This window comes from Paenibacillus sophorae, from assembly GCF_018966525.1.
Taxonomy (GTDB): Bacteria; Bacillota; Bacilli; order Paenibacillales; family Paenibacillaceae; genus Paenibacillus_AQ; species Paenibacillus_AQ sophorae.
Map to the genome: position 1 here is coordinate 662806 of NZ_CP076607.1, position 22192 is coordinate 684997.

Genomic DNA, 22192 nt, shown 5'->3' on the forward strand with positions numbered 1-22192 from the left:
TTTATCTGCTGCGCCGCCCGCTATAGAGTTCCCTCATTGCATGCAGCATCATACCGACATCTTGTTCTGTCGTATCCACACCTACGCTCACTCGTACCGCGCCGCTCTGCAGCGTACCGGCAGCTTTATGCGCCAGAGGCGTACAATGCATCCCTGCCCGTACGGCAATGCCATACTCCCTGTCAAGACGATGGGCAATTTGTGCCGATTCTTCACCCTCTATGACAAACGACAAAAGTCCCGTTCGCAGAACGCCTTCGGCCGGGCCAAGAAATCTTACCCCCGAAATATCTCTCATCCCCTCCATTAGGGATTGAATAAGGTTCCATTCATGCCTGCGTATATTTTCCGTACCCAGTGATTGTACTTTCTGTACTCCTGCAAGCAATCCCGCAATCCCTACTGTATTTTGCGTTCCCGCTTCATATTTATCCGGTCTTACGTTTGGCTGCTCACTATTCTCTGATTGGCTTCCCGTGCCTCCGTGCATAAGCGGCTCCAAATCAAGTTCCGGCGAAATATACAGCCCCCCTGTTCCCTGCGGCCCAAGAAGACCCTTATGGCCGGGAAAGGCAAGAAGGTCGATATTCATTTTGCCTACATCGATATCCAGTGAACCGGCGCTTTGAGCGGCATCCACTAAAAATACGGCTCCATACGTTTTGGCAATATCCCCTATTTCGCCAATAGGCAGAATGCTTCCAAGCAAATTTGAGCTGTGGCTGCAGATAACCATTTTAGTATTGGACTTGAATGTTTTTTTCAATTCCTGCAGATCAAGCTGTCCTTGAAAGTCGACATTTAAATAATCAACCTCAATCCCTTTGGTCCTCCGCAAATATTCCAGTGGGCGGCGAACCGAATTATGCTCAGTCATCGTTGAAATGACATGATCACCCGAACGGAGTGTACCTTGAATCGCCATATTAAGCGACATCGTCGTATTATGCGTAAACGCGATATCCTGCGCATTGGTTACTCCGAACAATTCTGCTAGTGCCATTCTCGCCCGAACCAGCACCCTTCCGGTTCCCATAGCAAGTGAGTAGTTCCCTCTTCCGGCATTGGCTCCAGCATGCTGCAGAGCATCCATCATTGCCTGCACAACCTCCGGAGGTTTAGGCCATGAGGTTGCAGCATGATCTAAATAGACAAATTCCTTCAAGTTCTCGCCTCCTTAATTTTTGAACATACCGTTCTTTCGTGCAAAAAACATATCCATCATTATCCTTTACGGATAGATCAGGATATGTTTTCCAGGTAGTATTCATTAATTTCCGAGCAGTTCCAGCAGACGTTCCAAATCCTGAGCACTGTAATAATTTAATTCGATTTTGCCTTTATCCTTGCCCTGTTTAATTTTCACCGTTGTCTTGAACCGTTCACGCAAAATTTCTTCCACATTATCGATGTACGGGTCGCGTTTAACGATCTTAGTCTTCACCACGCCGGAAGGTTTACGGTCCAGGTTTTTCACCGCTTCTTCCAGTTCCCTTACACTCCATTGCTGATCCACACATTGCTGAGCTAACTGCTTGATCAGTTCCGGTTCTTTCAAACCTACAATTGCACGCGCATGTCCCATCGAAATTGTTCCACGTGAAACAAATTCCTTCACTTCTTCCGGAAGCGACAGCAACCTCAGAAAGTTAGCAATATGCGGGCGGGATTTCCCAACCTTCAAGGATAGTTCTTCCTGTGTAAGTGAAAACTGATCCATCAGTCCTTGATAGGCAACAGCTACCTCCATAGCGTTCAAATCCTCACGTTGCAGATTTTCAATCAGTGCTATTTCAGTAACCTGCTGATCACTAAAGCTGCGTACAACAGCCGGAATCGTTGCTTTTCCGCAGTACTGCGATGCACGGAATCTGCGTTCACCAGCGATAATCTCATAGCCTTTAAGTACGCTTCGCACGATAATCGGCTGAATAACCCCATGCTGGCGAATGGATTCGGCCAATTCCTGAATGCTCTCTTCATTAAAGTCTTTACGAGGCTGGTAAGGATTGGCACGAAGCTGTGAAAGAGGAATTTCCACCACTTTATCATCTTCATTAATGGACAAGGATGGGATTAAGGCATCCAACCCTTTACCCAAACGCTTACTCATAAGATAACACTTCCTTTGCCAACTCATAATACACTTCCGCACCTTTGGAGCGCCGATCATAAGTGATAATGGATTGTCCGTGAGATGGCGCTTCACTTAGCCTGATGTTACGTGGGATAATCGTCCGGTACACTTTTTCCTGAAAATACTTTTTCACTTCTTCAATAACCTGTATCCCGAGATTGGTCCGGGCATCTAACATGGTTAGCAGGACTCCCTCAATTTGCAAATGAGGATTTAAATTTTTCTGTACCAGCCTGACAGTATTTAAGAGCTGACTTAAACCTTCCAGCGCGTAATATTCACATTGAATTGGAATAATAACGGAGTCGGCCGCAGTCAGCGAATTGATCGTCAGAATGCCCAGTGACGGCGGACAATCGATAATAATGTAATCATAATTCTGCTTAACAATACCGAGCGCTTTCTTGAGCCGCAATTCTCTTGATATGGTCGATACCAATTCAATTTCCGCGCCTGCCAGCTGGATAGTGGCCGGTATGATGTTAAGACCATCAATTTTTGTCTCTAGAATAGCATCATGTGGAGGAATGTCATCAATCAGAATATTATATATACAATTCTCTACATCTGCCTTATTAATGCCTACGCCGCTTGTGGTATTACCCTGCGGATCAATATCAACAAGCAGTACCCTTTTGCCCAAAGTAGCCAGACCGGCTCCCAGGTTCACAGAAGTCGTTGTTTTACCGACACCGCCTTTTTGATTTGCTATGGCTATAATTTTGGACACTTATTTCACCTCGAATAGTTGGGAAAAATCTTGTAGTCGTTTCACATTGATGAGATAGATTGCATTTCTTTTTGAAAAACCATACCTTCCAGGATAAGTCGCAGAAAAGGCGGCCATTCACCTCAGGGCCGCCTTCAGCTATGCAATCATTTTATCTTTTTGGAATTTGTATAACGATCTCATAGTGGTCGCCGCGATCGTTTTCAGAAGTTTTTATTTCCATTCCCGAACCGGTTACCATATCAATTGATTGGCGAATCGTGTTGAGAGCCAACCGAACATCTTTTGTATAAGAGATTCGTTTTGTTTTTTTGATTTTGGAAGCTTCCTTATAAAAGGCAATTCGCGCTTCAGTCTGCTTTACGTTCAATCCTTTGGATATAATTTCCCCAAGCACTTTAAGCTGCATTTCCTCGTTATCCAGCGATAATAGCGACCGCGCATGTCTTTCTGTGATTTGCCTTTCCATCAAAGCGGCTTTAACTTCTTCCGGCAGTTGGAGCAACCGGATTTTGTTGGCAATGGTGGATTGGCTTTTGCCGAGCCGCTGCGCGAGACTCTCCTGGGTCAATTGATGTAAATCAATCAGTTTCTGATAGGCAATTGCTTCTTCAATGGAAGTGAGATTCTCCCGCTGCAAATTCTCAATAAGAGCAATTGATGCAGCTTGCGAATTGTTGAAATCGCGTACGATTGCCGGAATAGTCTCCATTCCCAGCTTTTTAACCGCACGCCAGCGCCGCTCACCCGCAATAATCTCATAGTGGGAATCTTTCATGCGAACGACAATCGGTTGAATCACTCCATGAGTTTTAATCGTCTGGCATAGTTCATCAATCTTCTCATCATCAAAAATTGTACGAGGCTGATAAGGACTGCTGACTACATCATTGACCGGGATTTGCTTAATTTCTTCTCCGCTGCTTCGCTCGGTAAATCCAAACAGTCTGGTGAATTGTTCTTTCATTCCGTTCATTACCACCTAATTTCATTATAGTACGATCTTGACCTCAATTCGGAAAAACAATCGTACAAATCAAAAAACTTTATGCGGTTCAGGCACAACTCAGCTCTATGCCGGGCGAAATGCTCCTCTAATTACCCTTGTAATTGACGAATAACTATGAGGTACAGTTCGGTTCTGTGACATAATGCTGCAAGAATGAAAAAACATCAACGTGCCTAGGCGGCGCTTTTGGCACCGCATTGTTACTATATTATTCTATCACTTTTCTGTCCATAATCCTATTCTTCGTATAGACCTATTTTCCTTCAATTAAAATGAACTTCACATTTCGCCACCAGATATCAGTCGTAACTACGAGTACTCTTTGGATTTCGGACCGCTACCCATTTAGCAGTTTTCTTGAATTAACCGATGTTCGTGGATGGTATCCGGAGACAGACTATGCTCTAGAAGCGAGCTTTCCTCTGGAAAGCTTTCAGGTGGTCGCGATTGCTCCTACATTTCCAAACTTCCCATTCACTACTCCCTACCCTGATGTTATTTTTCAACACTGTCTTATAAAGTTATGTAAAATATTTTCTTTTCCAAACTGCGTATCGGATCCATTCACTTTCGTAATAATGGCATTTAAAGTTTTCTCTTCCCTCCACAACCTAACAGCAAATGCTTATGAGCCGATAACTAACTTCAATTACGAGCGTACTATAGTACTAGTCCAATTAAGAGGATAGAAAGCGCCTGCGTTGTCCTTATTCCCATATTTCTTATAAAGGTGCATCTTATCTCGTCAAAAAAGAAGATCATTTTGTAGGCACTAGCTTAACTGTGCTTATAATTACATTAAGCCGCCTCCCTTGAGGAAGACGGCCTCCTATAATTGCCAAAATCCTGTTTCCAAATGTTTCACGTGAAACAATTAGAGAAGCGGAGTTTTAGCGGGTATACCTGCTTTACGTGGATATTTAACCGGTGTAGCGCCGGTCTTGCGGATGATAACGATGTGCCTGGCTGAATCCTCTATCGGCAAACTGAACGATTCCACCTTTTCCAATTGAGCACGCAGTTCTTTAAGACTGAACTTGGACTCGCTTATTTCCTCCATAGGATCACTGCCTTTCATAGCAGCGAAAATACCGTCCTTACGGACAAAAGGCAAGCAGAACTCATTCAGCAGAGCCATCCTTGCAACCGCGCGCGCCGTTACCAAGTCATATTGATCCCGATGCGAAGCTTGCCTTGCAATGTCCTCTGCCCGGCCGTGAATCAACTCCACCCCTTCCAGCTTAAGCTCGTCGCAGACATGCTGGAGGAAGGAGATACGCTTGCTGAGTGAATCAACAATGGTCAGCTTTATATGAGGAAATGCAATTTTAAGCGGAATACCCGGAAATCCTGCTCCAGATCCAATATCTGCCATCCGTTCAACTGCAGTCATATCTACAAAAAAGGCAAGTGACAGGGAATCATAAAAATGCTTTGTATATACCTGTTCGCGATCGGTAATGCCAGTAAGATTCATCTTTTCATTCCAAGTGATAAGCTCCCGGTAATAACTCTCAAACTGATCCAGCTCGGAGGAAATTGAAATCCCCCGCTCTTCCAGCCGCCGGGCAAACTGATCTTGAACTGTATCCATAACGGTCTCTTATCCTTTCGCCGCGGTCACCCGGTTATAGTGTTCCAAATGAACCAGCAGGATAGAGATATCAGCTGGTGTCACGCCGGAGATGCGGGATGCCTGACCGATAGAAATCGGGCGAATCTTGGCCAGCTTTTGCCGGGCTTCGATGGCCAATCCATGAATATCGCTGTAATCGATGTCATCCGGAAGCTTTTTCTGCTCCATCTTTTGCAGCCGCTCCACATGCTGAAGTTGCTTCTCGATATAACCGGCATACTTGATTTGAATTTCAACCTGCTCCTTCATTTCCCCATCCAATGGGACCAGTGGCGGAGAAATCCGCTCAACAAATGCATAATCCACTTCTGGGCGGCGCATCAGGATAAGCAGATTGCTGCCGTCGACAATCGGCGACGATCCTTTTTCTTCCAAGACGGAATTTACTTCGGATGGTTTGACCTTTGTATCCTGCAATCTTTGAATTTCCTGCTCCACCTTCTGCTTCTTATCAATAAAAGCCGCATAACGTTCTTCGGAAATCAGTCCGATTTCATAACCAATCGGGGTCAGACGAAGGTCGGCATTGTCATGACGAAGCAGCAGTCGGTACTCTGCCCGGGAGGTAAGTAGACGGTAGGGCTCGTTCGTACCCTTTGTCACAAGGTCGTCAATCAGCACACCAATATAGCCCTGGGACCGATCCAAAATAACTGGGTCTTTACCTTGCGCCTTGCGGGCGGCATTAATGCCGGCCATCACTCCCTGTCCCGCCGCTTCCTCATACCCGGAAGTGCCGTTGATCTGTCCAGCCGTGAACAGACCTGGCAAACGCTTCGTTTCCAGGCTCGGCCACAGTTGGGTAGGCACCATGGCATCATATTCAATGGCGTATCCGTTACGCATCATTTCTACTTTTTCCAGCCCCGGAATCGAGCGTAGAATTGAGAGTTGGACATCTTCCGGCAAGCTGGTAGACAGGCCTTGAACATAATATTCTGCCGTGTTTTTCCCTTCCGGTTCAAGGAAAATCTGGTGTTTTGGCTTGTCGCTGAAACGAACTACCTTGTCCTCGATGGATGGGCAATAACGCGGTCCAGTTCCTTCAATAATACCGGTAAACATCGGAGCGCGATGCAGATTGCTATTGATAATCGCATGGGTCTCCTCCGACGTATACGTCAGCCAGCAAGGAAGCTGCTCGTTGTCCGACGATTTCGTCTCGTAGGAGAAGAATTTCGGATGCTCGTCACCGGGCTGGATTTCCGTCTTGGAGAAGTCAATCGTATCCTTGTGCACACGCGGCGGAGTGCCGGTCTTGAAACGCACCAGTTCAAAGCCCAGCTCGCGCAAGTGCTCCGAGAGCTTAACCGAAGGCTGTTGATTGTTCGGACCGCTCTCGTAAGTGGTCTCGCCCATAATCACCTTTCCACGCAGATAAGTGCCCGTAGTCAAAATAACGGTTTTACTGCGGTATATCGTTCCGGTCTTGGTGACTACTCCGGCACAAACGCCATTCTCTACAACCAGGCGTTCCACCATTCCCTGACGCAGCGTCAGATTCGGCGTCTTCTCCATCGTTTCCTTCATTGTATGCTGATACAGAAACTTATCGGCCTGAGCGCGAAGCGCGTGAACGGCTGGTCCCTTTCCGGTATTAAGCATACGAAGCTGAATGAAAGTCTTGTCAATATTGCGGCCCATTTCACCGCCCAAAGCATCGATTTCACGGACGACATGGCCTTTAGCCGGTCCTCCGATCGACGGGTTGCAGGGCATGAACGCAATCATATCCAAATTGATCGTCACCATTAGGGTGCTGCAGCCCATGCGGGCGGCGGCAAGGGCGGCTTCGCTGCCCGCGTGGCCCGCGCCGATGACGATCACGTCATAGCTTCCTCCTTCATAACTCATTACATTTCCTCCTTTATATTAAATACGGCTCTTTAACGCCGTATGCCTTATTTTCCTAAGCAAAACTGCGAAAAAATCTGGTCAAGCAGCGAATCGGCCGCTGTATCACCGACAATCTCTCCAAGCTGTTCCCAGGCAAGCCTGACGTCAATCTGGATCATGTCGATCGGTATCAGCTGTTCCGCTGCTTCGTATGCATCTTGAAGCGACTTATGCGCTTTCTTTAACAGCGCGATATGACGTACATTGCTGACATAGGTCAAATCGCCGGACTCCAGCTTGCCTCCGAAAAAGAGCTCGGAAATGGCTTCCTCCAGCCGGTCGAGACCTTCCTCTTCCAACACGGACATCGGAACGATAGCGGATTCGTCGAAATATTGAAACAGAACACCTTTGTCCAATTTCGATGGTAAGTCCATTTTATTCATGATACATAAAACTTGTCTACCGTGGATTTGTTCCATTAAAGTTAATTCGTCCTCATGGAGAGGCTCACTGGCATTCAGTACAAGCAGAATAAGATCGGCCTCACTGACGGCGGCTTTGGAGCGTTCCACCCCAATTTTCTCCACCACATCCATCGTTTCACGGATACCAGCCGTATCCAGCAGCTTAAGCGGAATGTTGTTTATCGTGACGAATTCTTCAATGACATCCCGGGTCGTTCCGGGAATATCCGTCACAATCGCTTTATTTTCTCGGGCCAGCGCATTAAGGAGCGACGATTTCCCAACATTGGGGCGGCCGATAATAGCGGTCGTAATCCCTTCGCGCAAAATTTTGCCTTGAGTTGCTGTCTTAAGAAGCTTGTCAATCCCTTCCATAATTTCACAGCTCTTGTCTTTGACATATTCCGCCGTTAGCAGCTCCACGTCATGCTCAGGATAGTCGATATTGACCTCAATGTGAGCGAGCAGTTCCAGCAGACTTTGTCTGAGATTCCCGATCCGCTGTGACAATGAGCCTCCCACCTGCTTCAAAGCGACGGAAAAAGCCCGATCGGACTTTGAGCGAATGAGGTCAATTACCGCCTCAGCCTGGGACAAATCGATTCGGCCTCCGAGAAATGCCCGCTTGGTAAATTCCCCGGGCTCCGCCAGGCGGATCTGCTGCTGTAGCAGTACATCCATCACTCTTCGCACCGAGATGACACCCCCGTGCGTACTGATCTCCACCACGTCTTCAGTCGTAAAAGAACGCGGGGCCCTCATGACAGTGACGAGTACTTCTTCCATAATTTCACCATTGTCGGGACTTATGATATGTCCATAGTGAACGGTGTGACTCTCTGCTTCCGTCAGTGGAATCCGGCTGCGGAACAAAGATGCTACCTGAGTGATGCTGCCCGGTCCACTTACCCGGATAATTGCGATTCCTCCCTCGCCCACCGCCGTCGAAACAGCGGCGATTGTATCACTGAGCATGTCTACCTTCACCTTTCCTCATGATATAATCAAGCACCATATATACGTTAAAAAAACAATGACCCCTTTCAGTGTCAAGGAGTCATTGCGGCTATAATCTCTACTTCAATGTAATAACGACACGGCGATTTGGCTCTTCGCCTTTGCTGTAGGTGTTCACCTGCCGGTGATCCTGAAGTCTGGAATGGATAATCTTCCGCTCTTGCGGCGGCATGGGCTCCAGCACAACTTCTTTACGAGTACGAATGACCCTGCCCGCGAGACGATCTGCCAGATCCTCAAGCGTCTTCTTGCGCCGTTCACGGAAATTCTCCGCATCCAGCACAAGACGGATAAAGCTGTCGGAATAACGATTGGCAACGATATTGGCCAAGTATTGCAATGCATCGAGAGTTTGTCCTCTTCTGCCAATCAGCAGCCCCAAATCCGGACCGGAGATTTGCAGTGTATCGGCATCCTTGGAGTGAATGACTTCTACATCTACGTGGAGTCCCATGCTCCGGGCGACATCCACAATAAAACAAATGGCCTCCTGATAAGCTTCCTCTACCGGTTCTTCGGAATCCTGGCGGGGCGTGCCCCCGATCGCCTCTTGTGTCGTCTCTGTTTCGTTCTGCTGAGGCAGTGACGGAGCACTCGCCGCTGGCACCGGTGCTGGTTCAGGAAGTAAGGTGAGCTCCACCTTCGCATCCTTCGCACCGATTAATCCCAGGAATCCTTTTGAGGGCTGTTCAAGCACGGTGACCGTGACCTTGTCCTTTTCGGCTGCCAACTGGGCAAGTCCGCGCTTCACAGCTTCTTCAATGGTTTTCCCTGTCGCGACGACTTTGTTCATTTCGACTTTTTAGCCTCCTTCAACTTCGCTGCCTTACCGCTGCTGTCAGAGTCGGCGACTGCAGGTTGGGGAGTATTCTTTCCCCGGTATAGGAAATAATTCTGACCGATTGTGTACAGGTTGCTGAATACCCAGTAAAGCGGCAGTGCGGACGGGAAGTTGTAAGACATAATAAAGATCAGAACCGGATAAACCATCAGCATGAACTGCATCGGGCCTTGCTGCTGTACCGGGTTCATCGACGACATCATCTTCGTTTGCAAGAATGTCGTTATCGCGGCAAGTGCCGGCAGGATGAACAAATGGTCAGGCTTTCCGAGCTGCAGCCAAAGGAACGAATGCTCCCGCAGATGGGGATTGTAATAAATAGAGTTGTAGAGAGCGATAAAGATCGGCATTTGTACGACCAGCGGCAGACAGCCGGCCATCGGATTGACTTTGTTCTCCTGGAACAGCCGCATGGTTTCCTGCTGAACCTTTTCGGGATTGTCTTTATATTTTTTCTGGATTTTTTGAAGCTCCGGCTGAATGGCCTGCATAGCCCGGGAGCTCTTCACCTGCTTCATTGTCAGCGGGAGAATAAGCGTGCGGACAATAATCACCATTGCAAGGACGGCCAGCGCATACTCTCCGTTAAACCATCTCGCAAATAATTCCAGCGCCTCGGCAAAATAAAAAACAACATTTTTTTCCCAAAAATTCCCGTTCTTCAAATCCTCTGTTGTATGCGTAACCGTGGCCGATTGACCGCAGCCAGACAGAACGGCCACCATCATGACCATTACGGCGATGAGGAGAAGCCATTTTCCTCGTTTAGTCTTCAATAGAGACACTTCATAACCCCTCTCTTAAACATTCAATTGCACCGTAAATCATACCATAATTATGAAGACAAATAAACAAGCCCCGCCATCCAGTCTATTTGCGCGAAGCCTTGAGCAGCTTGGCTTTGCGCAGCACATGCAGCACGCTTTTTTCAAGCTCCGCATAGCTCATGTCCAGGGCTCCTTTTCTTACGATGAACACCATATCCAGCCCGCTGGCGATCTCAGCTTCATGATGACGCACGATCTCCTTCACGAGTCTTCTCATCCGGTTCCGGACAACGGCGTTTCCTACCTTTTTGCTGACCGATACGCCAACCCGGAACCGCTCGACCTGCTTTCGGCTGAACCAGTACACCACAAACTGATGGTTCGCAAACGACTTCCCATGTCTGTATACGCGGCTGAAATCGGCGCGGTTTCGTAAACGCAAGCTTTTATGCACGGGAATCTCCTTGTTTCAAAGGCCGGAAAGGGCCTCCAAAATTTTTCTTCTTATTATTATAGTCACCGGAGGACTTCATTAAACGATGGCAGATCAACAGGCTTAAAGCGCCTTCCCCACCACAGCAACTCGTTATTCCTCCTATTTATGCAAGAAGAAACGGCTAAGCTGTCCTTTTAGGAACGCCACCCGTTTCTCGCAGACATATAAGAGGATAAGCGCGCAGCTTATCCTCTTATATGTAAAAAAAGACCACCGTAGTGGTCTTATTGGCCTGACTTACGCACTCAGAACTTTTCTGCCTTTCAGACGGCGGGCAGCCAGCACTTTGCGGCCGTTTTTCGTGCTCATTCTAGCGCGAAACCCGTGCACCTTCTTGCGCTTGCTCACATTCGGTTTGAACGTCGGTCTCATTGTTGCACCTCCCTTGCAGGAACTTAATGGACTGTCTATAAACGGCTTGGCCGTCCCAGGTAGGACAGTATCTACAAGATCATCATTTTCATTTATCTGAGAAGTTACCTCACAGAAAACACCTTTATATATTAAAGCATAAATCGGAAGTAAAAGTCAACCGAAATCCTACTCCCTCTTTTCCCTCTCCTAATTAACGTTTTATCCACAGCGCCCAAGGCAAATTTAATAATCCACAATTCCTCAAAGTTATCCACCTGTGCCCAACAAGCGACGAAAAAGCCCTTGGCACAAGGACAACCTGTGCATAAAAAAATAAATGATTGCCGGATCATGTCGAATGCTAAACAAATTATCAACAATATGTAGTATTGTGGCTATTAATTATACACAAGTGGTTGAATTTGTGGATAAAATCCGTGGGTTCATTGAAAATCAAGGGGAGTTTTGCTATGATGGTATTACTTTTGATTGTGAATAGATTTGAATGTCCTCCATATTATCAACAAGCTGTGGATAAAGTTGTGAACAATTCAAGTTTATCCATATTTTTTTGTCTTCTCTTCCTGCGTATTGGGGATAATATCTCCCCATCACCTTATTTTCTTCGATATTTCCACTTCATGGCTTTAGCCACATTTGGAAGATTTAAAGGAGTGACAGTGTGTGGACAGCCATACTTCCGAACTATGGCAGCAAATTTTATCGATTATTCAGACCAAACTAAGCAAGCCAAGTTTCGACACCTGGTTTAAGGCGACCAAAGCGATCTCGTTCAGTTCCCAATCGCTTGTTATTTCGGCGCCAACGACGTTCGCTGTCGAATGGCTTGAGAGCAGGTATACGAAGCTGGTCGGAGCTACGGTTCTCGAAATGACCGGGAAGCAGGTAGACGTCAAGTTTGTTATAGAAGAGAACAAACCTGCGGAACCTGTCGTGCAGATTTCGTCCGGGCCGCCCGCTGTATCCCGTGAAGAAGCCCAGACGCATATGCTGAATCCCAAATATACGTTCGATACGTTTGTCATCGGTTCCGGCAACCGGTTTGCTCACGCGGCGTCGCTTGCCGTTGCGGAAGCGCCGGCCAAAGCATACAATCCCTTGTTCTTATACGGAGGGGTGGGACTCGGCAAAACTCATCTGATGCATGCGATCGGTCATTATATACTGGAACATAATCCGAGCAACAAGGTAATTTATATTTCATCCGAGAAATTTACCAACGAGTTCATCAATTCCATCCGTGACAACCGCGGCGAAAGCTTTCGCAACAAGTACCGCAATGTCGACATCCTGCTGATCGACGATATTCAATTCCTGGCCGGCAAAGAATCAACGCAGGAGGAATTTTTCCATACATTCAATGCGCTGCATGAGGAACGCAAGCAGATTATAATCTCCAGCGACCGGCCGCCCAAAGAAATTCCGACTCTGGAAGAGAGGCTGCGCTCCCGGTTTGAGTGGGGACTGATAACGGACATTCAGCCGCCGGATCTGGAAACGAGAATTGCAATTCTGCGCAAGAAGGCCAAAGCCGAGAACCTTGACATTCCAAATGAAGCAATGATGTATATCGCCAATCAGATCGATACGAACATCCGTGAGCTGGAAGGCGCTCTCATCCGGGTGGTTGCCTACTCATCCCTGACCAATCAGGACGTAACGACACATTTAGCGGCCGAAGCGCTGAAGGATATCATCCCGTCCAGCCGGCCGAAGATGATTACGATACAGGATATTCAACAAAAAGTCGGTGAATATTACAACTTACGGATGGAGGATTTCAAAGCGCGCAAGCGGACGAAAGCCGTCGCTTTTCCAAGACAGATTGCCATGTATCTCTCCCGTGAGCTGACCGATTACTCACTGCCCAAGATTGGCGAAGCCTTCGGAGGCCGGGATCATACGACCGTCATTCATGCTCACGAAAAAATAAGTCAATCGCTCAAAATCGACCAAGAGCTGTACAAAGTGGTAAACAATATTTCAGAGAAAATAAAAAATCCTTCATAGCAGAAGGAATAAACAAGCCTATACACAATCTATTCACATGTGCGTAGGCTTAATTTTATGCGATCCGGGCAGCTTATCCACATATCCCGCGCCCCTACTACTAATACTATTTAAAATCTTTAAATAATCTTCATCTAACGCTTCCCCATTTTTCAGCTAGGAGTGAAACTATGAAAATCAGCATTCTTAAAAATGAGCTCAACGAATCCATCCAACACGTATCCAAAGCGATATCCAGCAGAACAACGATTCCCATTCTGACAGGCATCAAATTGGAAGTCAGCTATCAGGGCGTTACGCTAACCGCAAGCGACACTGATATTTCCATCCAATCGTTCATTCCCGCAGAAAATGACAGCACGCAGATCGTAAAGGTGGAGCAGCCGGGAAGCGTAGTGCTTCCAGCCAAATTTTTCGTTGAAATTATAAAGAAGCTTCCGTCCACAGAGATTCACATGGAGGTTAAGGAAGGCTTTCAGACTTTCATTTCTTCAGGAGCGACGGAGATTCAAATGGTCGGTCTTGATCCGGAGGAATTTCCTGTCCTACCGAATGTTGAAGGCAATGAAACGATCTCTTTACCCGGAGATTTACTGAAAAATATGATCAAGCAAACGGCGTTTTCCATCTCCACCCAGGAGACAACGCCGATTTTAACAGGTATACTATGGAATCTGTCCGACGGTGAGTTCAAGTTCACCGCAACGGACCGCCATCGTCTGGCGACAAGAGCGGCCAAGCTGGAAGGAACGGAGGATGTCCGATTTACCAATGTCGTCATCGCCGGCAAAACGCTGAATGAGCTGAGCAAAATCATTCCCGACCAGAACATGCTCGTTGATATTGTCGTAGCCGATAATCAGGTACTTTTCAAGCTGGACCGCGTTCTTTTCTACACCCGCATTCTCGACGGCGTATATCCGGATACTTCTAGAATTATTCCGAGTGTCTACAAAACAGAACTGACCCTGGAAACAAAAAAATTAAGCGAATCGATCGACCGGGCTTATTTGCTGTCCCGCGAAGAGAAGACGAACATCGTCCGCCTGCAGACGCTCGAACATGGGGGGATCGAAATATCCTCCAGTTCTTCGGAGCTTGGCAAAGTGCGGGAAGAGCTTGAAGTTATAGATTTCAAAGGAGAAGCGCTGAAAATATCGTTCAACTCCAAATATATGCTGGATGTGCTGAAAGTGGTCGACAGCGAGCAGCTGACGATCGCTTTTACCGGCATGATGAGCCCGATTATTCTGAAGCCGCTGGATGCAAGCAAGGCTCTGTACGTCATATTGCCTTATCGTACGACCAACTAACGCCATAATTCCCTCTTGTGGATAAATGGCGGAGAGGAAAGAAATCATGAAAAAAATAGTTATCCACAGTGGATATATTAAACTAGATCAATTTTTGAAGCTTTCGGACTGCGTATCCACAGGCGGGATGGCGAAGGCTCTGCTGCAGGAGAGCCATGTGCTCGTGAATGGAGAACCTGAGGATCGCCGGGGCAGAAAGCTGTATCCGGGTGACAAAGTCGAAGTAAAAGGGGAAGGCCTATTCGAGGTAGCCGGCGGAGAAGAACAAGCGTAGTTTGCTATACATTAAGTTTCTACGGGAAACGATGCCGCCCTTATAGGACGGTGAAGTCGTTTCTTCTTGGGAGGAACGCTTTCGTGTTTGTTAACAGAATCAGCCTGCGGCATTACCGCAACTACGGATCGCTGCTGCTCGAGGGCCTGGGAGATGTGAATCTGATCCTCGGACAAAATGCCCAGGGCAAGACGAATCTCGTTGAGGCGCTCTATTGCCTTGCCATGACCAAGAGCCACCGGACCTCCAAAGACCGCGAGTTGATCTCTTTTGATGCTCCGGACGGCGCAGCTCATATCGAGGCGGAGGTTCAGCGGAAATACGGAAATCTGAAACTCGAGCTGTCACTGTCCCCGCAGGGGAAGAAAGCGAAAATTAACGGTCTGGAGCAGCGGCGTCTGAGCGAGTTTGTCGGTTCGCTGAATGTCGTTATGTTTGCGCCGGAGGATCTGGAGATCGTCAAGGGAACACCCGGTGTGCGGCGCCGTTTTTTGGACATGGAAATCGGTCAGGTTCAGCCAAGCTACCTGTTTCATCTGCAGCAGTACCAGAAGGTGCTCCTCCAAAGAAGCAATCTGCTGAAGCAGCTGTGGGCAAAAAATGCGGCAGGCGGGGATATGCTGGAAATATGGGACGCCCAGCTTGTGGAGCATGGTGTTAAAATCGTCAAAAAAAGGAAACAATTCATAAAGAAGCTGCAAATATGGGCTGAAGAGATCCATAAAGGGATTACAAACGGCGGTGAAGAACTGAAACTAGCCTATGTTCCTTCTTTCGGAGAGCGGGAGGAGGAAGATGAAGCTGTCTTATTAGACAAATTTATGTTAAAGTTATCACAAACACGTGAACAGGAAATTCGGCGAGGAATGACACTGACAGGTCCCCATCGGGACGATCTGTCCTTTTTTATCAACGATAGGGAAGCTTCCGTCTACGGATCGCAGGGGCAGCAGCGCACAACCGCCCTTTCGCTTAAGCTGGCCGAAATCGAACTGATCCATGAGGAAATTGGCGAATATCCCGTCCTGCTGCTTGACGATGTCCTGTCCGAGCTTGATCCGTACCGTCAAACGCAGCTGATCGAAACTTTTCAAAGCAAAGTGCAGACTTTCATAACGGCCACCGGAATTGAAAGCCTGAATGCTGATAAATTAAAAGGTGCAACCCAGTATAGGGTCCACAGCGGGGTCATAGAGTCTTAAACGAGCGGAGGAAGACCATGTATATTCATTTGGGCGGGGAAAAGATTATCCGGTCTTCGGAACTGATTGCCATATTTGATATTTCGATTGAGAAATCCTCCAAACTGTCCAAACAGTTCGTAGCCGCCGCTTTAAATGACAAAAGACTGGAGCGTATCGGCGAAGAAGAAGCCAAATCTATTGTCGTTACTCAGAACGTTGTGTATTATTCCCCCATTTCTTCTTCCACACTCAAAAAACGATCCAGAATGCTGCTTGAAAGTTAAGGCCCCGTGCGGGCACAAGTGATAATCTGAAAGAAGTAGGTGAAGGCATGTCAATGAATCAACCGACATATGATGAGAGCCAGATTCAGGTGCTTGAAGGGCTGGAAGCAGTCCGTAAGCGTCCGGGCATGTACATTGGTTCGACCAGCGTAAAGGGCTTGCACCATCTCGTATGGGAAGTTGTCGATAATAGTATTGACGAAGCGCTGGCCGGTTATTGCGACAAAATCCAGGTTATTGTGCATGAAGACAACAGCATCACTGTCATCGATAACGGACGGGGAATTCCTGTCGGAGAGAATCCGAAGCTGAAGAAATCGACGCTTGAAGTCGTTATGACCGTTCTGCATGCAGGGGGCAAGTTCGGCGGCGGCGGATATAAAGTTTCGGGCGGATTGCACGGGGTAGGTATTTCGGTAGTAAATGCTCTCTCGGAAAAGGTTATTGTTACCGTCAAGCGCGAGGGACATGCGTACCAGCAGGAATACCGCCGGGGCGTGCCTCAGTATGATATTAGGACGGTTGGCGATACCGATGAAACGGGCACCAAGACGACCTTCCATCCGGACCCGGAGATTTTTACCGAAACGACCGTATATGACTATAATACGCTGCTTACCCGGATTCGCGAGCTGGCCTTTTTGAACAAGGGGATCGAAATCTCGCTTACGGATGAGCGGACCGGTGCGGCGAACACATTCAAATATGATGGCGGTATTATCGAATATGTGAAGTATCTGAACGAGAAAAAAGAAGTGCTGCACGAGGAACCCATCTATGTTGGCGGTTCGCGCGACATGATTCAGGTCGAGGTTGCTCTTCAATACAACGATTCATACACCGAGAATATTTACTCATTCGCCAATAACATTCATACCCACGAGGGCGGCACGCATGAATCCGGATTCAAGAGCGCCTTGACGCGGATTATCAACGATTATGCGCGCAAAAGCGGCATCATCAAGGATAACAGCTCCAACCTGACGGGAGACGATGTCCGTGAGGGACTGACGGCAATCATTTCCGTGAAGATCCCCGAGCCGCAGTTCGAAGGCCAGACGAAGACAAAGCTCGGCAACAGCGAGGTACGCGGAATTGTGGAATCGCTGTTCGGTGAGAAGCTGCAGGAGTTTCTTGAAGAGAATCCTGCGATTTCCCGGCGCGTGCTGGAGAAGTCGCTGCAGGCCTCCCGCGCGCGGGAGGCGGCGCGTAAAGCCCGCGAGCTGACGCGGCGTAAGAGTGCTCTTGAAGTCAGCTCGCTGCCAGGCAAGCTGGCGGACTGCTCGTCCAAGGACGCTTCCATCAGCGAACTGTTCATCGTCGAAGGCGACTCCGCCGGCGGTTCAGCCAAGCAGGGACGCGACCGGCATTTTCAGGCGATTTTGCCGCTGCGCGGTAAAATTCTGAACGTGGAGAAGGCGCGCCTGGACCGTATTCTGTCCAATGCCGAAATCCGCGCGATTATTACCGCTCTGGGAACGGGGATTGGAGACGACTTTGATTTGTCCAAGGCCCGTTATCATAAGGTTGTCATCATGACGGATGCGGATGTCGACGGCGCCCATATCCGTACTCTGCTTCTGACCTTCTTTTACCGGTACATGCGCAAAATCGTTGAAGCGGGCTTTATCTACATCGCCCAGCCGCCGCTGTTCAAGGTAGAGCGTAATAAGGTTGTCCGCTACGCCGGATCTGAGAAGGAACGGGATGAAATTATCGCCACCTTCGGCGAGAACGCCAAGTTTAATGTTCAACGATATAAAGGCCTTGGTGAGATGAATGCCACTCAGCTTTGGGAGACGACGATGGACCCCGAGAGCCGCAGTATGCTGCAGGTAACGATTGAAGACGCCATTCTGGCCGACAGCATTTTCGATACCCTGATGGGAGATAATGTAGAGCCGCGGCGTGATTTTATCCAAGAGCATGCCAAGTCGGTAAAAAATCTGGATATTTAGTTATTCTGCACTGGCCCATGCCAGTATCCACTTGTTAGCAGCCTCCGGTTGCCGCCCAGCGGGCGAGCGACTTCGGGGCTGCTTTTTTAAGTATGGTGGATGATTATGAAGAGATCTAAGGATTAATGGCTGCGTGCAAGGGGCTTTCGGCGTGAGGCTATGCCCGGGCTTCCAAAGCCGGCACGGCCGTAGGCGGCGGCATAACGGCGGATTTTTCGATAAATGGCTTTATCTTCAAACATTTTAAACACCACGAGAGAGGGCAGTGTATTGACCTCAAGAATCCATAGATCGTGATGATCGTCCATGGCGACATCCAGACCGATTTCTTTCATCCCCGGAAAAGCCGTTTCCAACTGACGTCCCGTATCTGCACCAAGATTTTTCAGATGGGTGATCATTGCTAAGAGTTCATTATGCTTCATATGTTCCGCCAGCAGCGGTTCGACTGATAAAACGCGGCCTCCGTTATGATAGTTGGTCACAATTTTTTGCGGAGCCGCCACTCTGCCTAAAAGTCCGGTCGTTTCCCAGCGTCCTTCGGGGCTTTTTTGGACAAGCACACGCAGATCGAATGGAAGTTTCTTGTAGCACAGCAGGCCGATACCTTTTTGAATCAAATAGAAACGTTCCTGAGTTCGTTCGGCTATCGCTTGATGCAATTCCTCAATTGAACGATACGCCTGTGCTTTTGTGCCATAACGGAGAATATACAGAATACTGGAATGGGAGCCTTCCTCTTCGTTTCCTCCGGACTTTTCCGTGCCGCTTGGGGTTAAGTTCAAGCTCCGCCGCTCAGCTCGCATAACCCCGCTTCCGTAGGTTCCACGGTCCGGTTTGATATAGACGGTTTCATACAGGCCAAGCATCTCGCTGAGCGCTGCAGGATCATATTTACGGGTATCGGGAATATAAGGCATCAAGGAGCGGTTTAGCAGTATGACTTCGGTCTTGGCCCATTTGCTGGGAACCCGTTGAATTCTCATGTTATTCCTCCTTGTACACTGCTGAAATATAAGGACAAGTGTTCTAAACAATGGTATAATCGAAGGATATGGGATGATATCTTGGGCGAGAGTTTGGGGCGGTTAGGCAGTGTTACTCCATACAGTCTATGAGCCGTGATCATATGCGGACAGGGCTAATACCCGGGCACCAGGAAAGAAAATCTCTTATATGAATAGTTGAGCTAGTACGTTTAATTGTGCAGTTTTTGTGAAAGGAATATAATATAGGGTAGCGGTTTTTTAACTGAAGGAGGTCCAGCAACTCATGGCTGAACAAAATAACCCGCAAATCAGGGACCGGGACATCGGTGTGGAAATGCGTGATTCTTTCATGGATTACGCAATGAGCATCATTGTAAGCCGGGCTTTGCCGGACGTAAGGGACGGACTTAAGCCGGTGCACCGGCGCATTTTGTTTGCGATGTCGGAGCTCGGAATGTCACCGGATAAGCCATATAAGAAATCGGCGAGAATCGTCGGTGAGGTAATCGGTAAATACCATCCGCACGGCGACTCGGCCGTTTATGAAACGATGGTCCGGATGGCCCAAGATTTCTCCATGCGCTACATGCTGGTCGACGGGCATGGCAATTTCGGCTCGATTGACGGCGATATGGCCGCGGCGATGCGGTATACCGAAGCCAGACTTTCCAAGATTGCCATGGAAATGCTGCGCGATCTGAACAAAGAAACGGTCGATTTTATACCTAACTATGACGGCGAAGAGCATGAACCCGCCGTTCTGCCTTCACGTTTCCCCAATCTGCTGGTTAACGGGGTATCCGGTATCGCCGTAGGGATGGCTACCAATATTCCGCCGCATAATTTGGGCGAAGTCATTGACGGTGTACAGGCTATGATCCGTAATCCCGAAATTACGCCGATGGAGCTCATGGAATATATCAAGGGGCCGGATTTTCCTACGGCCGGTTATATTTTGGGCCGCGAAGGCATCCGCCAGGCGTATCGTACGGGACGCGGTTCGGTCACGATGCGCGCAAAGGCTTTGATTGAGGAAGAGAATAACGGCAAGGCGCGGATCGTTGTTAACGAGCTGCCTTATCAGGTTAACAAAGCGCGGTTAGTGGAGAAAATTGCCGAGCTGGTGCGTGAGAAACGGATTGAAGGCATCACCGATCTGCGGGATGAGTCGGACCGCAACGGAATGCGCATCGTTATCGAAGTTAGGCGGGATGTTAACGCGAATGTAGTGCTTAATAATCTGTACAAGCACACTTCAATGCAGTCTTCATTCGGCATCAATATGCTGGCCATTGTCGGCAATGAGCCGAAGGTGCTGAATCTGCGCGACGTGCTGTACCACTATTTGCATCATCAGATCGAGGTTATCCGCCGCCGGACGGAATTTGAACTGAAGAAGGCGGAAGCCCGGGCGCATATTTTGGAAGGATTGCGCATCGCGCTGGATAACCTGGATGAAGTCATCGCGCTGATCCGCGCTTCGCGTACGGTTGATATTGCGCGTGAAGGCTTGATTGAGACGTTTAGTCTCAGCGTGGAGCAGGCTCAGGCGATTCTGGACATGCGGATGCAGCGTCTGACCGGTCTGGAACGCGACAAGATCGAGAACGAGTACAACGAGCTGCTGGCCAAAATAGCTGAGTACAAGGCCATCCTGGCTGATGAATCGCTTGTGCTTGAAATTATCAGCAATGAATTGCAGGAGCTGCGGGATCGGTACGCCGACGAGCGGCGGACGGAGATTACCATCGGCGAAGAGAGCATTCTTGACGAGGATCTTATCCCACGCGAAGAGGTTGTCATTACAGTTTCGCATACCGGCTACATTAAGCGGCTTCCGGTAAGCACTTACCGCAGTCAAAAACGCGGCGGACGCGGCGTAGTGGGCATGGACACGAAGGATGAGGATTTTGTCGAGCATCTCTTCGTCAGCAACTCCCATAACTATCTGATGTTCTTTACCGACAAAGGGAAAGTATATCGCATCAAGGCTTACGAGATTCCGGAGCTTGGACGGACGGCGCGCGGGACACCGATTATTAATCTGCTCCAGATTGAGCAGGGAGAGAAGATTAGCGCCGTTATCCAGATTGAGGAAACCGACATCGATAAATATCTGTTCTTTGCCACCCGCGAAGGAATTGTGAAAAAGACGCCGCTCGAGGATTACAACAATATCCGTAAAGGCGGTCTCATCGCAATCAATCTGCGGGAAGAAGATGAGCTGATTGATGTGAAGCTTACCGACGGCAAGCAGAAGCTTATTTTGGGCACGGCGGATGGAATGTCCATTACCTTCTCCGAGGAGGATGTCCGTTCAATGGGCCGGAGCGCGACAGGGGTCAAAGGCATTACCCTGGACGAAGAGGATCATGTTATCGGCATGGATTGCATCGACCAGAACCTGGATGTGCTCATCGTCACGACCAAGGGTTACGGCAAACGTACGCCTGCCGGTGATTACCGTCTGCAGACCCGTGGAGGCAAGGGGATCAAGACCATCAATCTTACGGAAAAGAACGGCCCTGTAGTCAGCCTCAAGGTCGTTAAGCAGGAAGAGGACCTGATGATCATTACGACGGGCGGAACTCTGATCCGCATGAGCATGGACGGCATTTCGACCATGGGACGTTATGCGCAGGGCGTGAAGCTGATCAATATCCGCGATGAGGATGCTGTATCTACCGTCTGCCGCACCGATAAGAGCGAAGACGGAGATGAGAATACGCTGTCTGATGAGACTACGGAAGTCAATCAGGAGCCGAACGAAATTGCGAAAGTGAATGAGACTGCTGATTCTGCCGAGTCTGATACGGAAAATGACGGAGAAGCTTTGGAATAGTGTAATGTAAAGAGAGAGTGCCGCTAG

19 protein-coding genes are annotated in these 22192 nt (G+C 48.5%); 7 read left to right on the forward strand and 12 right to left on the reverse strand.

Annotated elements, in window-relative coordinates; translation table 11 throughout:
- Window position 1 precedes the first annotated feature (1 nt).
- From KP014_RS03205 to rpmH, 11 genes are all read right to left on the reverse strand, one after another.
- Window positions 2–1165 carry an aminotransferase class V-fold PLP-dependent enzyme gene (locus KP014_RS03205; protein WP_036596581.1) on the reverse strand — a complete coding sequence of 388 codons (1164 nt, stop codon included), beginning with the start codon at window positions 1163–1165 and terminating at the stop codon, window positions 2–4.
- A 105-nt stretch (window positions 1166–1270) separates the two neighbouring features.
- A complete protein-coding gene (locus tag KP014_RS03210; protein ID WP_036591346.1) occupies window positions 1271–2113 on the reverse strand; it encodes a ParB/RepB/Spo0J family partition protein in 843 nt (280 codons plus the stop codon).
- Entirely contained in the window at window positions 2106–2867 is a 762-nt protein-coding gene (locus KP014_RS03215; RefSeq protein ID WP_036591347.1) for a ParA family protein, read from the reverse strand. Before KP014_RS03215 ends, KP014_RS03210 begins: the two co-directional genes overlap by 8 nt.
- 151 nt (window positions 2868–3018) lie before the next feature.
- Complete coding sequence (gene noc / locus KP014_RS03220) at window positions 3019–3834, reverse strand: nucleoid occlusion protein (protein WP_036591349.1); 816 nt, start codon at window positions 3832–3834, stop codon at window positions 3019–3021.
- A 916-nt stretch (window positions 3835–4750) separates the two neighbouring features.
- Complete coding sequence (gene rsmG / locus KP014_RS03225) at window positions 4751–5470, reverse strand: 16S rRNA (guanine(527)-N(7))-methyltransferase RsmG (RefSeq protein ID WP_036591351.1); 720 nt, start codon at window positions 5468–5470, stop codon at window positions 4751–4753.
- A 9-nt stretch (window positions 5471–5479) separates the two neighbouring features.
- A complete protein-coding gene (mnmG, locus tag KP014_RS03230) occupies window positions 5480–7366 on the reverse strand; it encodes a tRNA uridine-5-carboxymethylaminomethyl(34) synthesis enzyme MnmG (RefSeq protein WP_036591353.1) in 1887 nt (628 codons plus the stop codon).
- A 47-nt stretch (window positions 7367–7413) separates the two neighbouring features.
- Entirely contained in the window at window positions 7414–8790 is a 1377-nt protein-coding gene (mnmE, locus tag KP014_RS03235; RefSeq protein ID WP_036591354.1) for a tRNA uridine-5-carboxymethylaminomethyl(34) synthesis GTPase MnmE, read from the reverse strand.
- A 100-nt stretch (window positions 8791–8890) separates the two neighbouring features.
- Window positions 8891–9625, reverse strand: coding sequence for an RNA-binding cell elongation regulator Jag/EloR (jag, locus tag KP014_RS03240; protein ID WP_036591355.1), 735 nt, complete (start codon window positions 9623–9625; stop codon window positions 8891–8893).
- Complete coding sequence (locus KP014_RS03245) at window positions 9622–10458, reverse strand: YidC/Oxa1 family membrane protein insertase (RefSeq protein ID WP_036591357.1); 837 nt, start codon at window positions 10456–10458, stop codon at window positions 9622–9624. Before KP014_RS03245 ends, jag begins: the two co-directional genes overlap by 4 nt.
- An 85-nt stretch (window positions 10459–10543) precedes the next feature.
- Window positions 10544–10894 carry a ribonuclease P protein component gene (gene rnpA / locus KP014_RS03250; protein WP_036591360.1) on the reverse strand — a complete coding sequence of 117 codons (351 nt, stop codon included), beginning with the start codon at window positions 10892–10894 and terminating at the stop codon, window positions 10544–10546.
- Between the two features lie 279 nt (window positions 10895–11173).
- Window positions 11174–11308 (reverse strand): 50S ribosomal protein L34, encoded by a 135-nt coding sequence (gene rpmH, locus KP014_RS03255; RefSeq protein WP_025337168.1) that lies wholly within the window; start codon window positions 11306–11308, stop codon window positions 11174–11176.
- 666 nt (window positions 11309–11974) lie between these two features.
- On the opposite strand from rpmH, the gene dnaA reads away from it, so the two are divergent.
- From dnaA to gyrB, 6 genes are all read left to right on the forward strand, one after another.
- Complete coding sequence (dnaA, locus tag KP014_RS03260; protein ID WP_036591363.1) at window positions 11975–13321, forward strand: chromosomal replication initiator protein DnaA; 1347 nt, start codon at window positions 11975–11977, stop codon at window positions 13319–13321.
- 170 nt (window positions 13322–13491) lie between these two features.
- Complete coding sequence (gene dnaN, locus KP014_RS03265) at window positions 13492–14634, forward strand: DNA polymerase III subunit beta (protein WP_036591365.1); 1143 nt, start codon at window positions 13492–13494, stop codon at window positions 14632–14634.
- A gap of 46 nt (window positions 14635–14680) precedes the next feature.
- Entirely contained in the window at window positions 14681–14908 is a 228-nt protein-coding gene (gene yaaA, locus KP014_RS03270) for a S4 domain-containing protein YaaA (RefSeq protein ID WP_036591367.1), read from the forward strand.
- 83 nt (window positions 14909–14991) lie between these two features.
- Window positions 14992–16110, forward strand: a complete 1119-nt coding sequence (gene recF / locus KP014_RS03275) for a DNA replication/repair protein RecF (protein ID WP_036591370.1) — start codon at window positions 14992–14994, stop codon at window positions 16108–16110.
- A gap of 17 nt (window positions 16111–16127) precedes the next feature.
- Window positions 16128–16376, forward strand: a complete 249-nt coding sequence (gene remB, locus KP014_RS03280) for an extracellular matrix regulator RemB (protein WP_025691500.1) — start codon at window positions 16128–16130, stop codon at window positions 16374–16376.
- A 47-nt stretch (window positions 16377–16423) separates the two neighbouring features.
- Window positions 16424–18334 (forward strand): DNA topoisomerase (ATP-hydrolyzing) subunit B, encoded by a 1911-nt coding sequence (gene gyrB / locus KP014_RS03285; protein ID WP_036591374.1) that lies wholly within the window; start codon window positions 16424–16426, stop codon window positions 18332–18334.
- A 122-nt stretch (window positions 18335–18456) separates the two neighbouring features.
- Here the strand turns inward: gyrB and KP014_RS03290 are convergent, their stop codons facing one another.
- Complete coding sequence (locus KP014_RS03290; protein ID WP_036591377.1) at window positions 18457–19320, reverse strand: YheC/YheD family protein; 864 nt, start codon at window positions 19318–19320, stop codon at window positions 18457–18459.
- A gap of 286 nt (window positions 19321–19606) precedes the next feature.
- Here KP014_RS03290 and gyrA point away from each other — a divergent pair, with 286 nt between their 5' ends.
- The gene (gene gyrA / locus KP014_RS03295) at window positions 19607–22165 is read left to right on the forward strand and encodes a DNA gyrase subunit A (protein WP_036591379.1); all 2559 of its coding nucleotides are present in this window, start codon (window positions 19607–19609) and stop codon (window positions 22163–22165) included.
- Window positions 22166–22192 lie beyond the last annotated feature (27 nt).